Origin of the sequence: Actinomadura violacea (assembly GCF_017573465.1) — a bacterium.
Classification (GTDB): Bacteria; Actinomycetota; Actinomycetes; order Streptosporangiales; family Streptosporangiaceae; genus Spirillospora; species Spirillospora violacea.
The window spans coordinates 147,732-169,351 of record NZ_JAGEPF010000011.1 but is presented as its reverse complement, the minus strand read 5'-3'; the positions used below and the strand labels follow the sequence as shown (position 1 = coordinate 169,351).

Annotated in this window: 22 protein-coding genes; 9 read left to right on the top strand and 13 right to left on the bottom strand. The window is 72.5% G+C overall.

Annotated elements, in window-relative coordinates:
* Nucleotide 1: 1 nt before the first annotated feature.
* Together J4709_RS18980 and J4709_RS18975 are read left to right on the top strand one after the other, a co-directional pair.
* Nucleotides 2-880: a carbohydrate ABC transporter permease gene (locus J4709_RS18980; RefSeq protein ID WP_208242528.1), complete on the top strand. Its 879-nt coding sequence runs from the start codon at nucleotides 2-4 to the stop codon at nucleotides 878-880.
* Between the two features lie 44 nt (nucleotides 881-924).
* Nucleotides 925-2,472, top strand: coding sequence for a glycoside hydrolase family 13 protein (locus tag J4709_RS18975; protein ID WP_208242526.1), 1,548 nt, complete (start codon nucleotides 925-927; stop codon nucleotides 2,470-2,472).
* Between the two features lie 110 nt (nucleotides 2,473-2,582).
* On the opposite strand, the gene J4709_RS18970 is transcribed toward J4709_RS18975, so the two are convergent.
* Nucleotides 2,583-2,864: a protealysin inhibitor emfourin gene (locus tag J4709_RS18970; RefSeq protein ID WP_232383711.1), complete on the bottom strand. Its 282-nt coding sequence runs from the start codon at nucleotides 2,862-2,864 to the stop codon at nucleotides 2,583-2,585.
* 41 nt (nucleotides 2,865-2,905) lie between these two features.
* Complete coding sequence (locus J4709_RS18965) at nucleotides 2,906-3,934, bottom strand: M4 family metallopeptidase (protein WP_208242524.1); 1,029 nt, start codon at nucleotides 3,932-3,934, stop codon at nucleotides 2,906-2,908.
* Between the two features lie 185 nt (nucleotides 3,935-4,119).
* Here J4709_RS18965 and recO point away from each other — a divergent pair, with 185 nt between their 5' ends.
* Nucleotides 4,120-4,911, top strand: a complete 792-nt coding sequence (gene recO, locus J4709_RS18960; RefSeq protein ID WP_208242523.1) for a DNA repair protein RecO — start codon at nucleotides 4,120-4,122, stop codon at nucleotides 4,909-4,911.
* Nucleotides 4,908-5,708 (top strand): isoprenyl transferase, encoded by an 801-nt coding sequence (locus J4709_RS18955; RefSeq protein WP_208242522.1) that lies wholly within the window; start codon nucleotides 4,908-4,910, stop codon nucleotides 5,706-5,708. The genes recO and J4709_RS18955 overlap by 4 nt, the downstream gene beginning before the upstream one ends.
* A 12-nt stretch (nucleotides 5,709-5,720) precedes the next feature.
* Here J4709_RS18955 and J4709_RS18950 read toward each other — a convergent pair whose 3' ends face one another.
* The 7 genes from J4709_RS18950 to J4709_RS18920 form a co-directional block, all read right to left on the bottom strand.
* On the bottom strand, nucleotides 5,721-6,146 hold the full coding sequence (locus J4709_RS18950; protein WP_208242521.1) for an OsmC family protein: 426 nt from the start codon (nucleotides 6,144-6,146) through the stop codon (nucleotides 5,721-5,723).
* Nucleotides 6,147-6,235: 89 nt separating this feature from the next.
* On the bottom strand, nucleotides 6,236-7,849 hold the full coding sequence (locus J4709_RS18945) for a M4 family metallopeptidase (protein WP_208242519.1): 1,614 nt from the start codon (nucleotides 7,847-7,849) through the stop codon (nucleotides 6,236-6,238).
* Between the two features lie 252 nt (nucleotides 7,850-8,101).
* Nucleotides 8,102-8,488, bottom strand: a complete 387-nt coding sequence (locus tag J4709_RS18940; protein ID WP_208242518.1) for a Fur family transcriptional regulator — start codon at nucleotides 8,486-8,488, stop codon at nucleotides 8,102-8,104.
* Nucleotides 8,485-9,381, bottom strand: coding sequence for a metal ABC transporter permease (locus J4709_RS18935; protein ID WP_208242516.1), 897 nt, complete (start codon nucleotides 9,379-9,381; stop codon nucleotides 8,485-8,487). Before J4709_RS18935 ends, J4709_RS18940 begins: the two co-directional genes overlap by 4 nt.
* Nucleotides 9,378-10,142 (bottom strand): metal ABC transporter ATP-binding protein, encoded by a 765-nt coding sequence (locus J4709_RS18930; protein ID WP_372442112.1) that lies wholly within the window; start codon nucleotides 10,140-10,142, stop codon nucleotides 9,378-9,380. The genes J4709_RS18935 and J4709_RS18930 overlap by 4 nt, the downstream gene beginning before the upstream one ends.
* Nucleotides 10,139-11,095, bottom strand: a complete 957-nt coding sequence (locus tag J4709_RS18925) for a metal ABC transporter solute-binding protein, Zn/Mn family (protein ID WP_208242513.1) — start codon at nucleotides 11,093-11,095, stop codon at nucleotides 10,139-10,141. The genes J4709_RS18930 and J4709_RS18925 overlap by 4 nt, the downstream gene beginning before the upstream one ends.
* A gap of 32 nt (nucleotides 11,096-11,127) precedes the next feature.
* The gene (locus tag J4709_RS18920; protein ID WP_208242511.1) at nucleotides 11,128-11,445 is read right to left on the bottom strand and encodes a DUF6703 family protein; all 318 of its coding nucleotides are present in this window, start codon (nucleotides 11,443-11,445) and stop codon (nucleotides 11,128-11,130) included.
* A gap of 28 nt (nucleotides 11,446-11,473) precedes the next feature.
* Between J4709_RS18920 and J4709_RS18915 the strand changes: the two genes are divergently transcribed.
* The 3 genes from J4709_RS18915 to J4709_RS18905 all read left to right on the top strand — a co-directional run bounded on the left by J4709_RS18915 (nucleotide 11,474) and on the right by J4709_RS18905 (nucleotide 14,974).
* On the top strand, nucleotides 11,474-11,758 hold the full coding sequence (locus tag J4709_RS18915; RefSeq protein WP_208242509.1) for an antibiotic biosynthesis monooxygenase family protein: 285 nt from the start codon (nucleotides 11,474-11,476) through the stop codon (nucleotides 11,756-11,758).
* A gap of 211 nt (nucleotides 11,759-11,969) precedes the next feature.
* Complete coding sequence (locus tag J4709_RS18910; protein ID WP_208242507.1) at nucleotides 11,970-13,355, top strand: glycoside hydrolase domain-containing protein; 1,386 nt, start codon at nucleotides 11,970-11,972, stop codon at nucleotides 13,353-13,355.
* 230 nt (nucleotides 13,356-13,585) lie between these two features.
* Entirely contained in the window at nucleotides 13,586-14,974 is a 1,389-nt protein-coding gene (locus tag J4709_RS18905; RefSeq protein ID WP_208242505.1) for a glycine--tRNA ligase, read from the top strand.
* Nucleotides 14,975-15,100: 126 nt separating this feature from the next.
* Here J4709_RS18905 and J4709_RS18900 read toward each other — a convergent pair whose 3' ends face one another.
* Nucleotides 15,101-15,763, bottom strand: a complete 663-nt coding sequence (locus J4709_RS18900; RefSeq protein ID WP_208242503.1) for a hypothetical protein — start codon at nucleotides 15,761-15,763, stop codon at nucleotides 15,101-15,103.
* A 294-nt stretch (nucleotides 15,764-16,057) separates the two neighbouring features.
* Here J4709_RS18900 and J4709_RS18895 point away from each other — a divergent pair, with 294 nt between their 5' ends.
* A complete protein-coding gene (locus tag J4709_RS18895; RefSeq protein ID WP_208242501.1) occupies nucleotides 16,058-16,441 on the top strand; it encodes a hypothetical protein in 384 nt (127 codons plus the stop codon).
* Between the two features lie 66 nt (nucleotides 16,442-16,507).
* Nucleotides 16,508-18,775, top strand: coding sequence for a protein translocase subunit SecD (gene secD / locus J4709_RS18890; protein WP_208242499.1), 2,268 nt, complete (start codon nucleotides 16,508-16,510; stop codon nucleotides 18,773-18,775).
* Between the two features lie 44 nt (nucleotides 18,776-18,819).
* Here secD and J4709_RS18885 read toward each other — a convergent pair whose 3' ends face one another.
* The 3 genes from J4709_RS18885 to J4709_RS18875 are packed head-to-tail and all read right to left on the bottom strand — an operon-like array spanning nucleotide 18,820 to nucleotide 21,463.
* Nucleotides 18,820-20,007, bottom strand: coding sequence for a septum formation family protein (locus tag J4709_RS18885; RefSeq protein WP_208242497.1), 1,188 nt, complete (start codon nucleotides 20,005-20,007; stop codon nucleotides 18,820-18,822).
* A 29-nt stretch (nucleotides 20,008-20,036) separates the two neighbouring features.
* The gene (locus J4709_RS18880; RefSeq protein WP_208242495.1) at nucleotides 20,037-20,345 is read right to left on the bottom strand and encodes a hypothetical protein; all 309 of its coding nucleotides are present in this window, start codon (nucleotides 20,343-20,345) and stop codon (nucleotides 20,037-20,039) included.
* Complete coding sequence (locus tag J4709_RS18875; protein WP_208242493.1) at nucleotides 20,342-21,463, bottom strand: septum formation family protein; 1,122 nt, start codon at nucleotides 21,461-21,463, stop codon at nucleotides 20,342-20,344. The genes J4709_RS18880 and J4709_RS18875 overlap by 4 nt, the downstream gene beginning before the upstream one ends.
* Nucleotides 21,464-21,620: the final 157 nt, after the last annotated feature.

Here is a 21,620-nt window from a genome sequence, read left to right as displayed (position 1 = left end):
GATGAACGAGACGCGCACCCTGGTCTCGCCGCACACGCTCGGCACCCGGCGCGGCAAGGCGATCTACTGGACGACCCTCGTCTCGATCGTCGTGATCTTCACGTTCGTGTTCGTGTTCCCGCTGTACTGGATGGTCACGGGCGCGATGAAGTCGCCGGACGAGCTGGCCGACGTGCCGCCGGGCGTGTTCCCACGCCACTTCGACCTGTCCGGGTACCGGGAGGCGTGGCGGCAGCTCGACCTCGGCCTGTACCTGCGCAACACGCTCGTCTACGCGCTCGGCGCCTGGCTGTTCACGATGGGCGTGGACGTCACCGCCGCGTACGCGCTGTCGAAGCTGCGGCCGATGTTCGGCCGGGCCGTCCTCGGGCTGATGCTGGCGACGCTGATGATCCCGCCGATGGTCATCCTGCTGCCCGCCTACCTGACCGTGAAGGATCTGCCGCTCTTCCACGTGAACCTGCTGAACACACCGTGGGCGATCTGGCTGCCGGCCGCGGCGAACGCCTTCAACATCTTCCTGCTCAAGCGGTTCTTCGATTCGATCCCGACGGAGCTGCTGCAGGCGGCGGAGGTGGAGGGCGCCTCGCCCGCGCGGATCCTGTGGTCGGTGGTGCTGCCGGTGTCGCGGCCGATCCTCGGCGTCGTGTCGATCTTCACGATCGTCAACGTGTGGCGCGACTTCGTCTGGCCGCTGCTGGTGCTGCCCGACTCGCAGCGCAGGACGATCAGCGTCGCGATCTCGTCGCTGGCGGTGCAGGTGCCGCAGAACGTGCTGATCGGCTCGCTGGTGATCGCCAGCGTGCCCACCATCGTCGTCTTCTTCGTCTTCCAGCGGCACATCATGGCCGGCCTCACGGCGGGCGGCCTCAAGGGCTGACCCCCGTCCGGCCGTCCCTCTTCTCACGAGCAAGGAGTACTCGCATGCCCGAAGCATGGTGGCGTGGCGCGGTGATCTACCAGGTGTACCCGCGCAGCTTCGCCGACGGGAACGGCGACGGCGTCGGCGACCTCGCCGGACTGCGCGACCGGCTGCCCTACCTCGCCGGGCTCGGCGTCGACGCGCTGTGGCTGAACCCGTGGTACCCGTCGCCGATGGCGGACGGCGGCTACGACGTCGCCGACTACCGGGACGTCGAGGCGGTGTTCGGCACGCTCGCCGAGGCGGAGGCGTTCATCGTCGAGGCGCACGGCGCGGGCCTGCGGATCATCCTGGACGTGGTGCCGAACCATTCGTCCGACCGGTCGGCCTGGTTCCGGGAGGCGCTGGCCGCCGGGCCCGGCTCGCCGGAGCGGGAGCGGTTCTGGTTCCGTCCGGGACGCGGCGGCGGGCCGCCCAACGACTGGCGGTCGATCTTCGGCGGCCCCGCCTGGACCCGGGTGCCGGACGGCGAGTGGTACCTGCACCTGTTCGCGCCCGAGCAGCCCGACTTCAACTGGAACAGCCCCGACGTCGTCCGCGAGTTCCACGACGTGCTGCGGTTCTGGTACGACCGCGGCGTCGACGGCATCCGGATCGACTCGGCGGCCCTGCTGGTCAAGGACCCCGACGCCGAACCGGACGGCGGCGACCCCTACACCGACCGCGACGGCGTCCACGACATCTACCGGGGCTGGCGGAAGGTCACCGACGAGTACCCGGGCCGGATGCTCGTCGGCGAGGTGTGGCTGCCCGACCAGGAGCGCTTCGCCCGCTACCTGCGCCCCGACGAGATGCACACCGCGTTCAACTTCGACTTCCTGAACTGCGCGTTCGAGCCGCACGCGCTCCGCAAGGTGATCGACACGACGCTCGCCACGCACACGCCGCTCGGCGCGTCCCCGACCTGGGTGCTGGCGAACCACGACGTCGTGCGTCCCGTCACCCGCTACGGCCGCGCCGACACCTCGTTCGACCTGCAGGACCGCCGGCACGGCGCGCCCACCGACCGGGAACTCGGGGTGCGGCGGGCGCGCGCGGCGGCGCTGCTGGCGATGGCGCTGCCCGGCGCCGTCTACATCTACCAGGGCGAGGAACTCGGGCTCCCCGAGGTCGAGGACCTTCCGGACGAGCTGCGCCAGGACCCGATCTGGCACCGGTCCGGGCACACCGACCCGGGCCGCGACGGGTGCCGCGTGCCGCTGCCGTGGTCGGGGGACCGGCCGCCGTTCGGGTTCGGCGGGGACCCGTGGCTGCCGCAGCCCGCCGACTGGAAGGACCTGACCGTCGAGGCGCAGGAGCCCGACCCCGGCTCGATGCTCAACCTGTACCGCGTGGCGCTCGGGGTCCGCCGCGAGCACCTCGGCGACGGCGGGATGACGTGGCTGCCGTCGGAGGAGGACGTGCTCGCCTTCACCCGCGACTCGGGGCTGACCTGCGCGGTCAACCTCGGTCCGGGTCCCGTCCCGCTGCCGTCCGGCGAGGTCCTGCTGGCGAGCGGGCCCCTGCCGGACGGCCTGCTGCCGCCCGACACGGCCGTCTGGACGCGCTGACCGGTTCCCGGACGTCCGCGGCACGGCGACCAGGTTCATGATCGCCAGGAACCCCCGGCCGGGGTCGGGAACGCGGGCGTTCGGGGACGCCTGCGTTCCCGCACCCGGGATCAGCCGCCCGGCCGCCCGGTTCCCAGCACGTGGTGGACGAGTTCGCGCAGCGGCCCGCTGAGCTGGGCCTCGCCGACGGTGGCGTGCCGGCCGTCGATGTCGATGTCGTACACGAACTGGTCGGGGATCCGCCCGGGCGGCGGCACCGACGACAGATCGACCCGGCCGGCGAGCCGCGCCAGCATCGGATCGGTCGCGCTGTCGGCCTCGCCCCGCCGCCGGATCCCGGCGAACCCGCCGCTGCGGACGACCGTCACCTTCACCGCACCATCACCGCCCAACGCCGTCCTCCGGCCGCGGCTCGTCCGGCGGCCGGTACGCCTCACTTGGTGACGCCTACCCCTTTCCAGGCGTCGCTCACCGCGCCGGTCTCCGCGGCGTCGGCGCCGTAGAGCCGCGTCGCGGTCTGCACGGTCGCCGCGGCGAAGCCCGCGAAGTCGACGGCGCTCGCCAGCGACCCGCCGGTGAGGGTCTCGTACCAGACGCGCCCGGCCTTCTCCCAGGCGTGCCCGCCGATCGCGGCGGCGGCGAGGTAGAACGCGTGGTTCGGGATGCCCGAGTTGGTGTGGACGCCGCCGTTGTCCTCGTAGGTGTGGACGTAGCCGCTCATGTCGGCGGGCTGCGGGTCCTTGCCGAGCTGCGGGTCGTCGTAGGCGGTGCCGGGGGCCTTCATCGAGCGCAGCGCCACGCCGTGCACGCTCGCCGCGAGCAGCCCCTGCCCGATCAGCCAGTCGGCCTGGTCGGCGGTCTGGCCGAGGTGCCACTGCTTGATCAGCGAGCCGAAGACGTCGGAGACCGACTCGTTCAGCGCGCCGGACTGGCCGGAGTAGTCGAGGTTGGCGGTGTACTGCGTGACGCCGTGGGTGAGCTCGTGGCCGGTGACGTCGAGGGGACCGGTGAAGTCGGTGAAGATCGTCCCGTCGCCGTCGCCGTACACCATCTGCTCGCCGTTCCAGAAGGCGTTGTCGTAGTGCTCGCCGTAGTGGATCGTCGAGATCATCTTCAGGCCGGCGCCGTCGATGGAGTTGCGGCCGTAGGCGGTCTCGTAGAAGCCGAACGTCGCGCCGAGCCAGTCGTAGGCCTGGTCGCAGGACCGGTCGCCGGTGGCCCCGGCGCCCTCGGTGCGGACGGTCTTTCCGGGCAGCTGCTCCTTGTGCCCGGCGTCGGCGATCATCCGGTTCGGCGCGGCGGCGCCGGACGGGGCGGGGGCGGAGGGGGAGGTCAGGCGGCGTTCGGTGGCGTGGGCGGTGGTGAGGGCCAGGGTACGTCGGGCCCGGGCGCGCAGGGCCGGGTCGTCGGCGTTGCGCGCGATGCGCTCCAGCATGTGCGGCGGCACGATGTGGCATCTCATGCCTTCAACGCTGACACCTCGCCGTGACGGCGGCCACAACTTTCGCCGTCACCGCACGGCCGAAACCGGTCACGAAGCGTGACCGGATCCCCGGCGATCGGTGAATGCGGGGGACTTGTGAAGATCCTGCGGAGATGCCGGGGCGGTGCAACGAGGCACCCGGGCGCGTGCGCGAGAATGAACGGGTGACCCTCTACCGCGACGAAGGCATCGTCCTGCGCACCCAGAAGCTGGGCGAGGCCGACCGCATCGTGACGGTGCTGACCCGGCGCAGCGGCCGGATCCGCGCCGCGGCGAAGGGGGTCCGCAAGACCAAGTCCCGTTTCGGCGCGCGGCTGGAGCCTTTCACGCACGTCGACCTGCAGCTGTACGAGCGCCGCTCGCTCGACCTGATCACCCAGGCCGAGACGCTGCGCCCGTACGGGGAGGCGCTGGTCAGCGACTACCCCCGCTACACGGCGGGGACGGCGATGCTGGAGACCGCCGACAAGCTGGCCGGCGAGGAAGGCGAGCCCGCGCTGCGGCAGTTCCTGCTGCTGGTCGGGGGGCTGCGCACGCTCGCCGAGCGCGGCCACGACCCGCGGCTCGTGCTGGACGCCTACCTGCTGCGCTCGCTGTCGGTCGCCGGGTGGGCCCCGGCGCTGGACGAGTGCTGCCGGTGCGGCACCCGCGGCGGGCTGCGCGGGTTCGCGATCGCGGCGGGCGGCGCGGTCTGCGCGAACTGCCGGCAGCCCGGCGCCGCGACGCCGGCGCCGCCGACGTTCGCGCTGATGCTGGCGCTGCTGCGCGGCGACTGGGAGTACGCCGACGCCAGCGAGCCCCGCCACCGGGTGGAGAGCAGCGGCCTGGTCGCCGCCTACCTGCAGTGGCATCTGGAGCACGGGATCCGCTCGCTGCGGCACGTCGAGCGCGAGGCCGCCGGCGGGCCGCCGGACGGCGCGGGCCGCAGCGACGACACCAACAGGGAGAGAGTGTGAGAAGGGCCGTTCTGCCCCCGGAACCGCATCGGGACGGCGCGAAGCCGCCGCCGATCCCCGCGGAGCTGGTGCCGAAGCACGTCGCCATCGTCATGGACGGCAACGGCCGCTGGGCCAAGGAGCGCGGGCTGCCGCGCACCGAGGGGCACAAGCGCGGCGAGGACTCGCTCTTCGACGTGATCATGGGCGCGATCGAGCTGGGCGTGCCGTACCTGTCGGCGTACGCGTTCTCGACCGAGAACTGGCGGCGCTCGCCGGACGAGGTCCGCTTCCTGATGGGCTTCAACCGGGACGTGATCCGCCGCCGCCGCGACCAGCTGAACTCGATGGGCGTGCGGGTGCGCTGGGCGGGCCGCCGCCCGAGGCTGTGGCGCAGCGTCATCAAGGAGCTGGAGACGGCGGAGGAGATGACCCGCCACAACGACGTGCTCACGCTGCAGTTCTGCGTGAACTACGGCGGCCGCGCGGAGATCGCGGACGCGGCGGCGGCGATCGCGAGGGACGTGCGGGACGGCCGGCTCAACCCCGACAAGATCACCGAGAAGGTGTTCGCCCGCTACCTGTACGAGCCGGGCATCCCGGACGTCGACCTGTTCCTGCGGTCGTCGGGGGAGCAGCGCACCTCCAACTTCCTGCTGTGGGAGTCGGCGTACGCGGAGATGGTGTTCCTCGACACGCTGTGGCCCGACTTCGACCGCCGGCACTTCTGGCACGCGTGCGAGGTGTACGCGAGCCGCGACCGCCGGTACGGCGGCGCGCTCCCCAACCCGGTGGAGCCCACCGCCGCGACCGGCTGACGCGGGTCCGGCTCAGACGAGCGCGGCGTCCAGGGTGATCTTGGTTCCGGTGAGGGCCTGGCTGACCGGGCAGTTCGCCTTGGCGTCCTGCGCCGCCTTCTCGAAGGCGTCGGCGGACAGGCCGGGGACGCTCGCCCGGACGGTCAGGTGGATGCCGGTGATCCCCTCACCGGGCTGGAAGGTCACCTCCGCCTTGGTGTCCACCTTCTCCGGCGGGTTCCCGGCGCCGGCGAGGCCGTGCGAGAGCGCCATCGAGTAGCAGGTGGAGTGGGCCGCGGCGATCAGCTCCTCCGGGCTCGTCCGGCCGTTCGGCTCCTCGCTGCGCGACGCCCACGTCACGTCGAACGTGCCGACCTTGGAGGAGTCCAGCGAGACGGTGCCCTGGCCGCTGAGCAGCGGCCCTTCCCAGTGCGCGTTGGCGGTGCGTGTCGTAGCCATGATCCGATTGTGTCCCATGCGGCCGGGCGCGAACCGGAAGGCCCCGCATCGCCGGGCGGTGCGGGGCCTTCGTCACGCTGGGACGGTCGTCAGCTCACGTTCACGGCCGACCAGGCGGCGGCGACCGCGTTGTACTGGGCGCTGCCCGCGCCGTACAGGTCCTTGGCCGCGTTCAGGGTCGCCGTGCGGGCGCCCTTGTAGTCGGTGGAGGACGTCATGTACGTGGTGAGGGCGCGGTACCAGATCTTCGTGGCGGCGTCGCGTCCGATGCCGGCGACCGTGGAGCCGTTGGACGTCGGGCTGTCGTAGGAGACGCCGTTGATCGTCTTGGCGCCGCTGCCCTCGGACAGCAGGTAGTAGAAGTGGTTGGCGACGCCCGACGAGTAGTGCACGTCGAGGTTCTTGGTGGTGGACGACCAGGCGTCGGCGGACTTGCCGTCCTTGCTGGGCTTGTCCATGAAGCGGAGCGCGGCCTTGCCGAAGCCGGGCAGCACGACCTTCTCGCCGACCAGGTAGTCGCCGGGGTCGGCGGAGTTGTTCGCGTAGAACTCGACGGCGGCGGCCATGATGTCGGACGTCGCCTCGTTCAGCCCGCCGGACTCCCCGGAGTAGGTGAGGTTCGCGGTCGCGGACGTCACGCCGTGGGTCATCTCGTGGGCGGTGACGTCCAGCGCGGTGAGCGGGCCGAGCTGCGTCCCGTCGCCGTCGCCGTAGGTCATGCAGAAGCAGGAGTCGTCCCAGAACGCGTTGGCGTAGCCGTTGTCGTAGTGGACGCGGTTGAACGAGCCCTTGCCGTCGCCGTTGATGCCGAGGCGGCCGAACACGTTCTTGTAGAAGTCCCAGGTCTCGTTGGTGCCGAACTGGGCGTCCACGGCGACGGTCGCCCGGTCGGACGTCGTCCCGTTCCCCCAGTGGTTGTCGGCGTCGGTGAAGATCGTCGCCGGGGCCCGGTAGAGGCAGAACGACAGGAAGCAGAAGTCGGTCTGGTTCTGGGCGTCGCCGGTGTAGGTGCCGCCGCGCGTCGGGTCCTTCAGCTGGTACGTGCTGCCGGACTTCGTCGTCTGCAGCGGCACCGTCCCCGTGTAGAGGGAGCGGCCGTCGCCGGCGTCGGTGCGGATCGTCTCCTCGCGCAGCAGGACCTTGCCGGTCGCCGCGTCGACGGTGGTGAGCAGGCGGCTCGGCGTGCCGTCGGCCTGCTTGCCTGCGGTCTGGATCCGCCAGGCGAGGCGTGGCCGGTGGTCGGCGGTGCGCGCCTCGACGACGAGCTGCGCGGCGCCCTTGGCCTTGTGGCCCTTGGTCAGCGCCTTCTTGGTGGCCGACTTGGCGGGGAGCTCGGGGCTCGCGTCGGCCGGTGCCTTGGCGAGGGTGAGGCTGCTGCCCTGCCACGTCCCGGACGCCGACTGGTGGACGACGATGTCGCCGCCCAGGACCGGGAGCCCGTCGTAGGTGCGGGTCATCCGGGTGTGGGACGTGCCGTCCCGGTCCACGGTGACCCCGACGGCCTTGAACGCCTGGCCGCCGCCGTCGCGGGTCTGCGCGCCGTGCGCGGGCAGCGCCTTCAGCGCGTGCGCGGCGGCGGTCCGCGGATCGGGGGGACGCGGGGCCTCGCGCGCGGACGCCGGCAGCGCGGTGCCGGCCGTCGCGAGCAGGGCCGCCGACGCCAGGAGCGCGGTCCGCCGGCTGGTGATCGCCCGTCTTGTCATGAACGCCCTCTCGTGCGGAGCGCCATGGCCCCCCGAGGGGCCCGCCGTCGGGCCCGCCCTGGCAATGGGACATTTATGACATACGAGGATTTAGTTGTACTTGTTACAAACAGCCGAAAGACCGATACGGAGCGTGTGAACTACGCGCCTTGCGCCGCGCCCGCCGCACTGGAACGCGAGCGCGCGCCGCACTGGAACGCGGGCGCGCGCCGCACTGGAACGCGGGCGCGCGCCGCGGCGGGCCGGGACGGGTCAGCCGGCCGCGGACCGGCAGTCCGCGCAGGTCCCGAACACCTCGACGGTGTGGGTGATCTCGGCGAAGCCGTGCTCGGCGGCGATCGCGTCCGCCCAGCGCTCCACGGCCGGGCCCTCGACCTCGACCGTCCGGCCGCACGCGCGGCAGACCAGGTGGTGGTGGTGCTCCTCGGTCCGGCAGGCGCGGTACACCGCCTCGCCCTCGTCGGTGCGCAGCACGTCGACCTCGCCGGAGTCACTGAGCGCCTGCAGCGCCCGGTACACCGTCGTCAGGCCGATCTTGGAGCCGTCGGCGCGGAGGTCGGCGTAGATGTCCTGGGCGCTGCGGAAGCCCTCGCAGCCGGCCAGCACCTGCCGCACCGCGTCGCGGCGGGCCGTCGTCATCCTCTGATCACCTCCGCCTCGGCGTCCACCCGCGGCCGCCCGCCCGGCCCGGCCGGCGCGGGAACGGCGTCCCCGGCGCGGCGGGCGCGCCGGCGGCGCACCACGGTCCCCCCGGCGGCCGCCGCCAGGAACAGCGCCAGCGCCAGCAGCACGATCGAGGGGCCAGGGGGAAGATCGTACTCGAAGGAGCCGGCGAGGCCCGACACCGCCGACAGTACACCGGCCCCCATCGCCACCAGCATCGTGCTCCGGAAGCCCCGGGTGAGCTGCTGCGCCGCCGCGACCGGCACGATCATCAGCGCGCTGACCAGCAGCAGCCCGATCGCGCGCATCGCGATCACCACGGTCACCGCGGCGGTCACCGCGATCAGCACGCTGAGGAACCGGACGGGCAGCCCCGCCGCCCGCGCCACGTCCTCGTCCTGGCAGAGCAGGAACAGCTCCCGGCCGAACACCGCGACGATCAGCAGCACGATCACCGCGAGGCCCGCGACCACGTACAGGTCGGACGCCGTCACGCTGCTGATCGACCCGAACAGGTACGACTGCAGGCTCGACCCGCCGCCCTCCACGTTGGTGAGGATCACGCCGCCCGCCAGTCCGCCGTAGAACAGCAGCGCGAGCACCACGTCCGCGCCGCTGCGGCTGCGCGCGCGCAGCACCTCGATCGCCACCGCGCCGAGCACCGCCACCACCAGCGCGCCCAGCACGGGCGACGACCCGGTCAGCAGGCCGAGCCCGATGCCGGTCAGCGCGATGTGCCCGACACCGTCGCCGAGCAGCGACAGCCGCCGCTGCACGATGAACGTCCCCACCGCGGGGGCCGTCAGGCCGATCAGCACGGCCATCACCAGCGCGATCCGCATGAAGTCGAACTGCAGCATCTCCGTCACGCCGCGCTCCCCGCCGTGCTCCCCGTCCTGCTCCCCGTCACGCGCGGCCCGCTCTCGCGCGCCACGCGGCCGTGCTCCAGCTCTACCGTGCGGGTGATGAGCGGCTCCATCGGGCCGAGCTCGTGCGCGACGAGCACCACCGTCCGGCCCGCCTCCGCCAGGCCGCGCAGCGTCGCCGCGAGCGCCGCCTGGCTCGCCGCGTCCACGCCCGCGGTCGGCTCGTCCATCACGAACGTCTCGGGCTCGCCGGCCAGCGCGCGGGCGATCAGCACCCGCTGCTGCTGTCCGCCGGACAGCAGGTGCGCCGAGTCGCGGGCCCGGCCGGTCAGGCCGACGGCCTCCAGTGCGCGGTCCACGGCGGCGCGGTCGGCGGCCCGGTCGGTGACCAGCGCGGGCAGCCAGCGCGACCGCCGCGCGATCCGCCCGGACGCCACGACCTCCCGGACCGTCGACGGGACGCCGCCGCCCATCGGCAGCCGCTGCGGGACGTACCCGACCCGCCGCCAGCCGCGGAACCGGGCGGGCGGCTCGCCGTAGATCTCGGTCCGGCCGGCGGCCAGCGGGACGAGCCCGAGCAGCGCCTTGACCAGCGTGGACTTGCCCGCGCCGTTCGGTCCGAGGATCGCCAGCACGTCGCCCGCGGCGACCCGCAGGTCGACGCCGGACAGCACCTCGCGGCCGTCCCGGCGGACGACGCCGCCGGTCATCGCGAAGGGCGGCGCGGCCTCGCCGCGGTCCGCCGCGGGCTCGCGGTCGGTCATGAGCACTCCAGGGCGGGACGCAGCGTCCGCAGGTTCCGGTCCATGATGGACATGTAGTCGTCGGAGGAGCCCTTCTCGACGCCCTCCACCGGGTCGAGCACCGCGGTCCGCACGCCCGCCTCCCGGGCGAGGGACTCGGCGACCTTCGAACTGACGAGCTTCTCGGTGAAGATCGTCGTGGCGCCGGTCGAGCGCACCTCGCGGGTCAGCGCGGCGAGCCGCTTCGGCGACGGCTCCATCGAGGGGTCGATGCCCGCGACCGACACCTGCCGCAGCCCGTACCGCTCGGCGAGGTAGCCGAACGCGGCGTGCGCGGTGACGATGTCGCGGCGGGCGCAGTCCTTCAGCCCGTCGCGGAAGCGCCGGTCGAGGCCGGCGAACCGCACGGCGAGGGCCTGGGCGCGCTGCCGGTAGGCGGCGGCGTGCGCGGTGTCGGCCCTGGCGAGCCGGTCGCCGAGGGCGGTCGCGACGGTGGCCATCCGGACGGGGTCCAGCCAGACGTGCGGGTCGTAGCCGACGTCGGCGTGCCCCCGGTCGCCGTCGTGCTCCTCGACGTCGCTCTCGTCGCCGGACGGCGGCGGCAGCGTCTTCACCAGGCCGGCCGCGTCGAGCGACCGGCCCTTGGCGTGCTCGCGGACGGCGTCGTCCACGGCCGGCTGGACGCCCTTGACGTAGACGGCGAGGCCGGCCTTCTCGACCTGGGCGACCTGCTTGGCGGTCAGTTCCAGGTCGTGCGGCTCGGCGCCGGGCCTGGTGAGCGTCCGCACGTACACGTCATCGCCGCCGACCTGCTCGGCGAGCCAGGCGGCGGGGTAGAAGGACGCGACCACGGCCGTCTTCCCCGGCGGGACGTCCGCGACGGCGCTGCCGCAGCCCGCCAGCGCCGCGCCGAGCCCTGCGGCGGCGAGGGCCGCGGCGGGGACGGTGCGGAGCGCTGTGCGGGGTCGGGGCATCCCCCGATTATGGACGAAGATGAAAACGGTTGTCAAAACCGTCCAATGCCCCGCCCCAGGGCGAATCCGACCAGCACCGCCAGCGCGGCGATCCGCAGCACCCGGCCCTGCGCCTCCAGCTCCGGCCAGTTCAGGAACGCGAACCAGGCCAGCGCCGCCGCCAGCACCAGCAGCCCGGCCGCCGCGACCCAGCCCGTCCCCGCCATACCGACCACCAGCAGCGCGAACACCGCGACGAGCAGCACCCCGCGCGGCAGCCGGTGCAGGAACACCACCGGCGCCGCGCTCCACCGCTCGACCGCCGCCCGCACGCCGCCCGCCGGCCGGTCCCGTCCGCTCCGTGTCTCCACGGGGCCAACGTACTGCGAGGATGGGCGGATGATCGCGATAACCCGGTACCGCGTGCCCGACGCGGACGGCGACGGCTTCGCCGAGCGCATGACCGCGGTGCTCGCCGCGCTGTCGCGCAGCACCGGATTCGTGTCCGGGCGGCTCGCCAGGACCGTCGACGAGCCCGGCCTGTGGGCGCTGGTCACCGAATGGGACGGCGCCGGCCACTACCGCCGCGCCCTCGGCGCCTACGAGGTCCGGCTGGAGTTCATGCCGCTGGCCGTGTACGCGGTGGACGAACCCGGCGCCTACGAGGTCGTCAGCTCCGCCTGACACGGCCGCTGCCGCTCCGCTCGATACGGCCCGCGCGCCCCCGGCTTCCTGATCGGCGATCAACGAAGCGGGCAATACCGGGGCAAGAAGCGTCCCGACCCGGTTTCGGCCCCGCCCTTCAAGGTCATCTTCGCCTGGTCATGATCATGCCGACGGCCCGCGGGGGAGACGGCCGCCGCCGACGGGCCCGGCGTACTTCGGGGGAGAAGTGATGCGCCGTGTCGTCTCGCAGACCGCTGTCGTCCTGCTCAGCACGGCCACCGGGACGGCCGCCATCGCGGGCCTCGGCGCCCTCGACGCGGCGTCCCCCGCCGGGTCCGCGGCCCACCAGGCCACCACGCTGATCCTCGGCGCGCCCAAGGACGCGCACCGCGCCGCCCAGCGCGGGGTGCTCGCCGCCGCGAAGCCGCGCTCGGTCGGCTACCACGGCGTGCGCGTCCCCGTCCCCGCCGGCTGGACGGTCGTCCGCCTCGACGACGACCCGTCCGCCTGCGTCCGCTACGACCGGCACGCCGTCTACCTGGGACGGCCCGGCCCGCAGCCGGACTGCCCGGCCCGGGTGGTCGGCCGCACCGAGGCCGTCCACGTCCAGCCGCTGCACGACGTCGCGGCGTCCCGCACGGTCGTGCACGGCGACAAGCTCGGCTCGTTCACCGTCCGGCCGAACGTCGGGCACGAGACGAGCCTGGCGCTGCCCGAGGCCGGTATCGGCATCACCGGCGTGTACGGGACGGACCCGGCCGCGCTCCAGCGCGTCCTGCGCGGCACCCGCGTGACCGCCAAGCCGCACGCGCACGAGAAGCCGCCGGCCAGGCCCGCGCCCGCGGCTCCGCCGGCGGAGCCCGCCGCGCCGCCGTCGGGGCCGGCCACCCACCGCAGCGCCCCGGCCGACCCGCCGGACCCGCCGGACCGGCTGGATTACGCGTCCGGCAAGGGGTTCGACACCTGCACCGCCCCGTCGCTGTCCACGATGAAGGCGTGGCGTTCCTCGTACCGCGTCACCAACATCTACATCGGCGGCGCCGCGCGCGGCTGCGCGCAACCGAACCTCACCGCCTCGTGGGTGAAGAAGGTCCACAAGATGGGCTACCGGATCCTGCCCACGTACGTCGGCCTCCAGCCGCCGTGCGGGACGCGCCCGCAGAAGTTCACCGCGCGGAACGCCGCGTCCCAGGGCAAGCGGACCGGGAAGGACGCGGTGGCCAGGGCCAAGGCGCTCGGCATCCCGTCCGACCAGCCCATCTACCTCGACCTGGAGGCGTACAAGAGCAGGAACTCCACCTGCAAGGCGGCCGTACTGCGCTTCGTGAACGCCTGGGTCAAGACGGTGTCGAAGAAGCACTACAAGCCGTGCCTCTACGGGAGCGCCAGCTCCGGCGTCCACGACGTGGGCGCCGCCAGGGGCATCGCCAAGCCCGTAGGCATCTGGTTCGCCAACTGGAACGGCAAGGCGCGCGTGTACGGCGACAAGTTCCTGAAGGACAGCTGGTGGCCGCCGCACCGCCGCATCAAGCAGTACAGGGGCGCCCACAAGGAGCGGCACGGCGGCGTCACCCTCAATATCGACACCAGCCTCGCCGACGGCCGCGCCTACTGACCTCCGCGTGCGCATGACCGGAAGGCCCGACACGCCCCATCGCGGCGCCGTCCGGGGACCCTCTCCGGTGCCCTAAGCTGGGAAATGCTCTGAGGCGCCGGGGGACCGCGCCTCACCGCGCTCACAGCGCACCATCACCGGGGATCACCATCGCCGCCGTCCCGCCGTCCGCGCGGGACCGGGGCGTTCGCACTGACCCGCCGACCGCCAGCCGGATGGAGAGAACACTCATGGCACGCCGTTCCGATGTGCTGGACACGATCGTCAACCTCGCCAAGCGGCGGGGCCTGGTCTACCCGTCGAGCGAGATCTACGGCGGGCTCCGCGCCTCCTGGGACTACGGGCCGCTCGGGGTCGAGCTGAAGAACAACGTCAAGCGCCAGTGGTGGAAGTCCATGGTGCAGGGCCGCGACGACGTCGTCGGCCTGGACTCGTGCGTCATCCTGGCGCGCGAGGTCTGGGAGGCCAGCGGCCACGTCCAGGCGTTCGTCGACCCGCTCACCGAGTGCCAGTCCTGCCACAAGCGCTTCCGGGCCGACCACCTGGAGGAGGCCTACGAGGAGAAGCACGGCAGGCCGCCCGCGAACGGGCTCGCCGACATCACCTGCCCCAACTGCGGGGTGAAGGGCTCGTTCACCGAGCCGAAGATGTTCAACGGCCTGCTCAAGACCTACCTCGGCCCCGTCGAGGACGAGTCGGGCCTGGCCTACCTGCGGCCGGAGACGGCGCAGGGCATCTTCATCAACTACCTGAACGTCCAGCAGTCCGCGCGCCGCAAGGTGCCGTTCGGCATCGGGCAGATCGGCAAGTCGTTCCGCAACGAGATCACGCCGGGCAACTTCATCTTCCGGACGCGCGAGTTCGAGCAGATGGAGATGGAGTTCTTCGTCAAGCCCGGCAGCGACGAGGAATGGCACCAGTACTGGATCGACGAGCGCCTGCAGTGGTACGTCGACCTCGGCATCCGCAAGGAGAACCTGCGGCTGTTCGAGCACCCGGCGGAGAAGCTGTCGCACTACTCCAAGCGCACCGTGGACGTGGAGTACAAGTTCGACTTCGTCGGCAGCGAGTGGGGCGAGCTGGAGGGCATCGCCAACCGCACCGACTACGACCTGACGACGCACTCCAAGGCGTCCGGCACGGACCTGTCGTTCTTCGACCAGGAGTCCGGCGAGCGGTTCACCCCGTACGTGATCGAGCCGGCGGCGGGCGTGGACCGCTGCACGCTCACCTTCATGATGGACGCCTACGCCGAGGACGAGGCGCCCAACGCCAAGGGCAAGCTGGAGAAGCGGACCGTGATGCGGCTCGACCGGCGGCTCGCCCCGGTCAAGGTCGCGGTGCTGCCGCTGTCGCGCAACGCCGACCTGTCGCCGAAGGCCCGTGACCTCGCTGCGCGGCTGCGCCGCAACTGGAACGTCGACTTCGACGACGCCGGCGCGATCGGCCGCCGCTACCGCCGGCAGGACGAGATCGGCACGCCGTTCTGCGTCACCGTCGACTTCGACACCCTCGAGGACGACGCGGTGACCGTGCGGGAGCGCGACACGATGAGCCAGGAGCGGATCGCGATCGGCCAGGTCGAGTCGTTCCTGGCCGCGCAGCTCGTCGGCTGCTGACCCGCCGGACGACGGACTCCGAAGCGGTCGCGGGCCGCCCCTCATGTGGGGGCGGCCCGCTTCCGTTGGGAGCGATCATTCGAATCGGCGGGAGCACGTCGCTCGGGAGCGCACCCCTCGGGAGGATCAGCTCGTGACGTACAGGGTCTGGTTGTAGGTGCCGGAGCCGGCGGTGGTCTCGCCGCGCAGCTGGTACGTCGCGGTGACGGTGGCGGTGGACGGGCAGAGGAAGTTGCTGCCGGACTGCTTGTTCACCGTCGCGCCGTTGACGCCGACCTGCGCCTGGTTGTTGCTGGTGACGGGACGGTTCGCGTTGTCGGGGTTGTAGCCGTTGGCCGTGAGGTTGCCGCCGAACACGCAGGTGATGCCGCCGAACAGGTCGACGACGGCCTTGACGCTGAAGTGGGCGATCGTGACCGCCGCGTCGCGGTTGCCGCTGTGGCCGGAGTCGTAGACGACGGTGCCGCCGGTCCACGGCAGGGCCTGTGCGGTGATGGTGACGGAGGCGGTGCCGGTGCAGCTGCTGAAGTTCGCGCTGCCGATGCTGAGGCCGCTGCCGTCGGAGTTGATCGAGCCCGTCATCGTCGACTGGCTGCAGGAGCCGCTGCCGATCGACGTGGAGACGGTCGCGTTGCCGAGCAGCGAGGCCTGCACGTTGCCCGCGTAGGGGGCGGCGGTGGCCGAGCCCTTGCGGATGGTCGTGCCCGCGGCCGAGGCGGGGGCGATCCCCGCGGCGAGGACGGCCAGCGCGGCGGTCCCGACGATCGCGGTCTGTCTGATTCGTGCCACCGGAAACTCCTCTGTCCGGTTCGGGGTGGGCAACGCGAAAGTAATTCGCCTTTCCCGGCCCGGCAATGGCTCCGGGCCGAACCCGGCCTGGCCGGATCGGGACACCAGCCAGTGTCTGCTGGTAAGGCCGTACCGGCGGGACGCGGGTAGGGTCCTGTGGCGCGAGCCCCGGTTGACGGAGTCCCGACTCCGTGCTTTCTCGCTTTGTTGCGGTCCAATGCGTCCGGTCGCGAAGTGGCCTAGATTGGGCCGGACCACCCGCCGCCGGGCCGGTGGCGGACGGGGAGGAGGGCCATGCGCGACCCGCGCCGCTCGCCCGCCGCCGTCCGCTGGCTGCTCGCCCTCGCGCTCGGGCTCCTCGGCCTCGCCGGCGCGCCCGCGCCGGGCGCTCTCGACGCGGCATCCGGCGGCCCGGGCGCCTCCGTCCGCGCCGCCGCCGTCCAGTACGCGGCGGGACACGCGTCCTCGCCGCGGCCGGCGCACGCCGCCGCCGCGACCGCGCGTCACCACGCCGGGCCGGCCGCACCGGCCGCGCCCGGCGCGTTCGCGTCCGCCGGCCCGGACGTCCGCCCGGCGCTCGTCCGGACCGTCCGGCCCGCCGCCGGCCACACCGAACCCGTCGTCGCGGCGACGGGCGCACCGCGGGGACGCGCCCCGCCCCTCGCCACACGGATCTGACGTTCGTCCAGCGGCGCCGCCCCCTTGCGAAGCGGCGGCGCCACAGCTCCGTGTGGAGGTTTCCCCTTGACTCGCGCCAACGCGGTGCGGGCGGTCCTGGCATTCGCCGTGCTCGCCGCATCGCTGTACTTCGCCCTGTCCGAACCCGCCCGGCTGGGCCTCGACCTGCGCGGCGGGACCCAGATCGTCCTGGAGACCCGCGACTCGCCGTCGGTCAAGGCGGGCCGCGAGGCCACCGACCGCGCCCGCCAGGTCCTGCACCGCCGCGTCGACGCGCTCGGCGTCGCCGAGGCGTCCATCACCCGCTCCGGCGACCGCAGGCTGATCGTCGAGCTCCCCGACGTGCAGGACCCGTCGCACGCCGCGGCGCTGCTCGGCCGGACCGCGCAGCTCACCGCCCACCCCGTCCGCGCCGCCGACGGCCCGGCCGGCACCGGCGAGCGGGAACTCCCGGACGAGAGCGGCCGCCCGGTCCTCGTCGGGCCCGCCCTGCTCACCGGCGACGGCATCGGCTCGGCCTCCGCGTCCTTCGACCCCGAGGGCCTCGGTGGCTGGGACGTCGGCATCAAGTTCCGCGGAGGCGGCGGCGCCGCCTGGGAGAAGGCCACCGCCAAGGCCGCCTGCGCCACCGGCGACGAGCGCCGCGTCGCGTTCGTCCTGGACGGCAAGGTCATCTCGTCGCCGCAGGTCAGCGCCGACGTCGCCTGCGGCACCGGGATCACCGGCGGGTCCACCCGGATCACCGGGAACTTCGGCGCCGACGAGGCCAAGGACCTCGCCGCGCTGGTGCAGGGCGGCGCGCTGCCCGTCCCCGTGAAGATCGTCGAGCAGCGGGTCGTCGGCCCCACCCTCGGCGAGGAGGCGATCAAGGCCAGCGCCTGGGCCGCCGTCATCGGCGTCGCGCTGACCGGCTTGTTCATCGCCGCCGTCTACCGGCTCGTCGGCCTGCTCGCCACCGTCGCGCTGGCCGGCTACGCCCTGATCTCCTACGCCGCGCTCGTCGCCGCGGGCGCCACCCTCACCCTGCCCGGCCTCGCAGGGTTCGTCCTGGCGATCGGGATGGCGATCGATGCGAACGTGCTGGCGTTCGAACGCGCCCGAGAGGAACGTGCCGCCGCACCCGGCCGGACCCCGCGCAACGCGCTCGCCATCGGGTTCACCAAGGCGTGGTCGGCGATCGCGGACTCCGCCGCCACCACCCTGCTCGCCGGCGGGCTGCTGTTCTTCCTCGCGTCCGGGCCGGTCAAGGGCTTCGGCGTCACCCTGTGCATCGGCGTCCTCGCCTCGCTCGTCTCGGCGATGCTGCTCAGCCGCGTCCTCACCGACGCCGCCCTCGCCCGCATGCCGAAGACCGGCCGCTCGAAGGCCGGCGGGCTCAGCCCCGGCGGCCGGATCCGCCGATGGCTGGAACACCGCGCACCCGACCTGATGAAGCGCCGGACGCTCTGGCTCGCGCTGTCCGGCCTCGCCGTCGCCCTCGCCGTCACCGGGATCTTCGCCCGGGGCCTGAACTACGGCGTCGAGTTCACCGGCGGACGCGCCGTCGAGTACACCACCGGCCGCCCCGTCGACATCGGCGACGCCCGCTCCGCCGTCGCCCGCGCCGGATTCCCGCAGGCCACCGTCCAGACGTCCGGCAAGGACGGCATCGCCGTCCGCACGGCGAAGCTCACCGACGCGCAGGAGAAGCGCATCCGGGACGCGCTCGCGCAGCAGGGCGGCGGCGCGGCCAAGCAGCGCGACGAGCTGATCGGCCCGAGCCTCGGCGGCGAGATGCGCACCAAGGCCCTGATCGCGCTCGGCGTGGCCCTGCTGGTGCAGCTCGCCTACCTGACGTTCCGGTTCCGCTGGACGTTCGCGGCCGGGTCCGTGCTGGCGATGCTGCACGACGTCGTGATCGTCACCGGCCTGTTCGCCTGGCTCGGCAAGCCGATCGACGGCGTCTTCCTCGCCGCGCTCCTCACCGTCATCGGCTACTCGGTGAACGACTCCGTCGTGGTGTTCGACCGCGTCCGCGAACTGTGGACGGCCGAGCCCCGCACCCGGTTCGCGGAGGTCGCGAACCGGGGCGTGCTGCAGACCGTCCCCCGCACCGTCAACACCGGCATGGGCGCCCTGTTCATCCTGGCCGCCCTCGCCGTCCTCGGCGGCGACACGCTGACCGACTTCGCGATCGCGCTCCTCGCGGGCATCCTCGTCGGCACGTACTCCAGCGTCTTCACCGCCACGCCGCTCGCGGTCGTCCTGGAGCGCTTCGCGGGCCCGCCGCCGCGCCCCCGCGCCGCGGCACCCCGCACCACCCGCACCCGCGACGACTCCGGCGCCGTCGTCTGACCCCGTACGGCGTGCCGCCGACCCCCGGCGGCACGCCGTCCCGATCACTTCCCGAGGACGGACCTCTTCAGCGTCCCGTGCTTCACCGAGGCAAGGCAGATCACATTGCGCACGCTGAAATCCCAGTCCCGTTTCGTCGGCGCGAGGTAGTAGGTCTCCATCTCGACCGGCGGCGGATTCTTCGCGAAGACCTTGTCCGCTCTCCGGTTGCACCCATCCTTGGCGTGCTTGTCAATAAGCTTATCTCCCGGGTATTCCCACCAGTTCCTTGATGGGTCCAGGCCCTGCCAGGGCAACTCGAACGCGGCGTACACCTGCACCCTGTGCCGTTCGGTGCACGGGACGCCGCGCGACGCCGTGGCGGTGAGCTCCCATTCGGTGAAGCAGTCGCCGACCTCGACCTCTCTCAGGGTCTTCATGTCCGGGTCGATGCTCGTGGCCAGCGGCGCGCTCAGCGTGCCGGCGCCCGTGTACCGCATCGCGCAGACCACCTGCCGGTCACCGCTCCGCCAGGCGGGCTCGCCCGGCTTCGCGACGTAGATCTCGAGGTCCTTGTAGTAGCGGCTCTTCGTGAGGAACTCCAGCCGGTCCGTGCACACCTTGTTCGCCTCGGCCTCCAGGCCCTTGTCGCCGGGAAAGTCGTTGTCGTCCGGCAGTGCGGCGTCCGCGACGATCTCCCCGTCATGCGGACGCGTGCACGGCAGCGCGGTGACGATCACCTGGCTCGCTTCCTCCCCGAACCCGGTGAAGCAGTCGCCGGTCTTGAGACGCGAGAGGACGGTCTTGCCGCTCGCCGTGATCTGCCCCGAGCCGTCGCGTTCCGGCGAGAGCAGCACCGTCGCGGCGATCAGCCCGCCGACGACGATCCACACCAGCGACGCGGCCAGTCCGCCGACCGCCAGCCCCCTGCCCCTCTCGCCGCGCCGCCTGATCTGCACGAACGCCGCGATGGCGAACCCGACCGAGAACAGGATCATGCCGATGATCCCGGCGGCGAGCGCGACCTTCGCGTACGGGTTCGTCCGCCGTTGAACCGGCGCAGGGGGCATCCCGTAGACGGGCTGGAACCCCTGTGCCGGCGGCACCGGTGCTGGCGGGCCGCCGACCGGTGCCTCTGCGACGGGCGCATCGGGCGGAGCCCAGCCCGGTCCCGGTTCGGGCGGCGCCGCCGGAGTCTCGCCGACGCCGACCGGGTTCAAGCTGTCGTGCGCGGGGGCGGATTCTTCGTTCAACGGGGACGGAACTCCCTCATCGTGCGCGCTCATTGAGGCATCACCGAATGCGTGAGTGAGCCGTGCCGAGCCTCGGCAAAGCAGAACACGAAGCGCTGCCCCATCATCCAAAAGTCGTCGCGGGGGCGCGTCCATCTCACCAGGACGTCCGGCGGGTGCGTTCCGAAGGCATGAACCGCGCGTTCGCTGCAGCCGTACATCATTTCCTTCCCCGTCGGATAGGCCGCGTTGTGATATTTGATGACCGCATAAATTTGAACCTGGTGTTCCTCGTCGCAGTTGACGATTTCCTCGTTCCCCCCGCCGTCCCATGGCTTGACGCAGTCACCCGGGCTCACTTCGGCAGCACCGAACTCGTCAGGGGCGCTCCGTCGGCCTTGAACATGCAGACGATCCTGCGGTCGCCCTCCTGCCAGCCCTCTTTCGACGGGTAGAGGTACCACGGCACGACATGCCGGGGCAGAGGCCGCTTGGCGAAGACTTTGACCGTGCGCTTGGCGCACTCCAGCATCGCCTTCGCCTCGATCGTGTCCTTGGTCGGGTACTCGTGGCCGCGCATATCGTATTTCGCGATGACCTGCAGTTCGTGCTTCTTCTTGCAGTCGACGGTGGTGAGGAGCGCGCGTTCCCGCCATTTGTCGACGCAGTCGCCGGCGACCAGGTCGAGGTAGGTCCGCGCTCCCCATTCCGCGCTGGTCAGGGGCGCGGTGAGCTTTTCGGAGCCGGTGTAGCGCAGGACACAGGTGACGTCGTGGCGGCCCTTGCTCCAGGCTTCGCGGCGGGGACGGTCGATGTGCAGTTCAAGGTCGTCGGAGTAGCGGTTGTTCATCAGGAACCGGGTCCTGTCCTTGCACTCCTTCGTCGCCTCGGTGACGAGTGACCCGTCGCCGGGGTACGGGAGGTCGGCCAGGGTGACCACGGCGCCGATCTCGCCCTCGTGCGGCTGGGTGCACGGCGTCTTGGTCACGTAGACGCTGGTGAGGCCGTCCTCGAGGCCGGTGAAGCAGTCGCCGGCGAGCAAGGTCGTGACGCGCGGCTTGCCGCCCTTGCTCGCCGGGGCGTCGACGCCGCCGGTGGTGGTGTGCAGGACCCCCATGGCGAGGACGAGGGTGGCGGCGGCGATCCAGACGGCGGAGGCGGCGAGGCCGGCGGCGGCGAGGCCCTTGCCCTTTTCGTTGCGGCGGCTCGTCTGGACGAAGGTGGCGATCGCGAAGCCGATCGCGAACACGACGAGGCCGAAGATCCCGGCGAGCAGGGCGACGATCGCGAACCGGTTGGTCCGGCGCGGGCCGGGTGCGGGCGGCGGGCCGGGCGGGGGCGGTGGTGCGGGCGCGGCGGCGTGCTCCGGCGGCGGGGGAGCGGCGGTGGTGCCCGCGTCCGGCGGGGTCCAGGCGGCCGCGGCGGACGGTTCTTCGGGGGTGTCCTGGACGTCGTCAGCGTCCGGTGGCGTTGTCACAGCGGGAAGGTACGGGATCAAGGTCACAAAAAGCGCATTTCCGGCGGTCGTCGCCAAGTTGTGATCATGGCCGTTCACCTGCCGATGATCTTCTCCTCGCCCGCCGGTCACCCGGCACTGGTGATCTTCTGCCGATCGGTCCGATCGGCGGAAGGTG

Bases quoted from the DNA above. Each gene is read 5' to 3' on its own strand.
- J4709_RS18980 (WP_208242528.1), top strand. From the start codon at position 2: ATGAACGAGACGCGCACCCTGGTCTCGCCGCACACGCTCGGCACCCGG.
- J4709_RS18975 (WP_208242526.1), top strand. From the start codon at position 925: ATGCCCGAAGCATGGTGGCGTGGCGCGGTGATCTACCAGGTGTACCCG.
- J4709_RS18965 (WP_208242524.1), bottom strand. From the start codon at position 3,934: ATGAGATGCCACATCGTGCCGCCGCACATGCTGGAGCGCATCGCGCGC.
- J4709_RS18950 (WP_208242521.1), bottom strand. From the start codon at position 6,146: ATGGCTACGACACGCACCGCCAACGCGCACTGGGAAGGGCCGCTGCTC.
- J4709_RS18945 (WP_208242519.1), bottom strand. From the start codon at position 7,849: ATGACAAGACGGGCGATCACCAGCCGGCGGACCGCGCTCCTGGCGTCG.
- J4709_RS18940 (WP_208242518.1), bottom strand. From the start codon at position 8,488: ATGACGACGGCCCGCCGCGACGCGGTGCGGCAGGTGCTGGCCGGCTGC.
- J4709_RS18930 (WP_372442112.1), bottom strand. From the start codon at position 10,142: ATGACCGACCGCGAGCCCGCGGCGGACCGCGGCGAGGCCGCGCCGCCC.
- J4709_RS18925 (WP_208242513.1), bottom strand. From the start codon at position 11,095: ATGCCCCGACCCCGCACAGCGCTCCGCACCGTCCCCGCCGCGGCCCTC.
- J4709_RS18915 (WP_208242509.1), top strand. From the start codon at position 11,474: ATGATCGCGATAACCCGGTACCGCGTGCCCGACGCGGACGGCGACGGC.
- J4709_RS18910 (WP_208242507.1), top strand. From the start codon at position 11,970: ATGCGCCGTGTCGTCTCGCAGACCGCTGTCGTCCTGCTCAGCACGGCC.
- J4709_RS18905 (WP_208242505.1), top strand. From the start codon at position 13,586: ATGGCACGCCGTTCCGATGTGCTGGACACGATCGTCAACCTCGCCAAG.
- J4709_RS18895 (WP_208242501.1), top strand. From the start codon at position 16,058: ATGCGCGACCCGCGCCGCTCGCCCGCCGCCGTCCGCTGGCTGCTCGCC.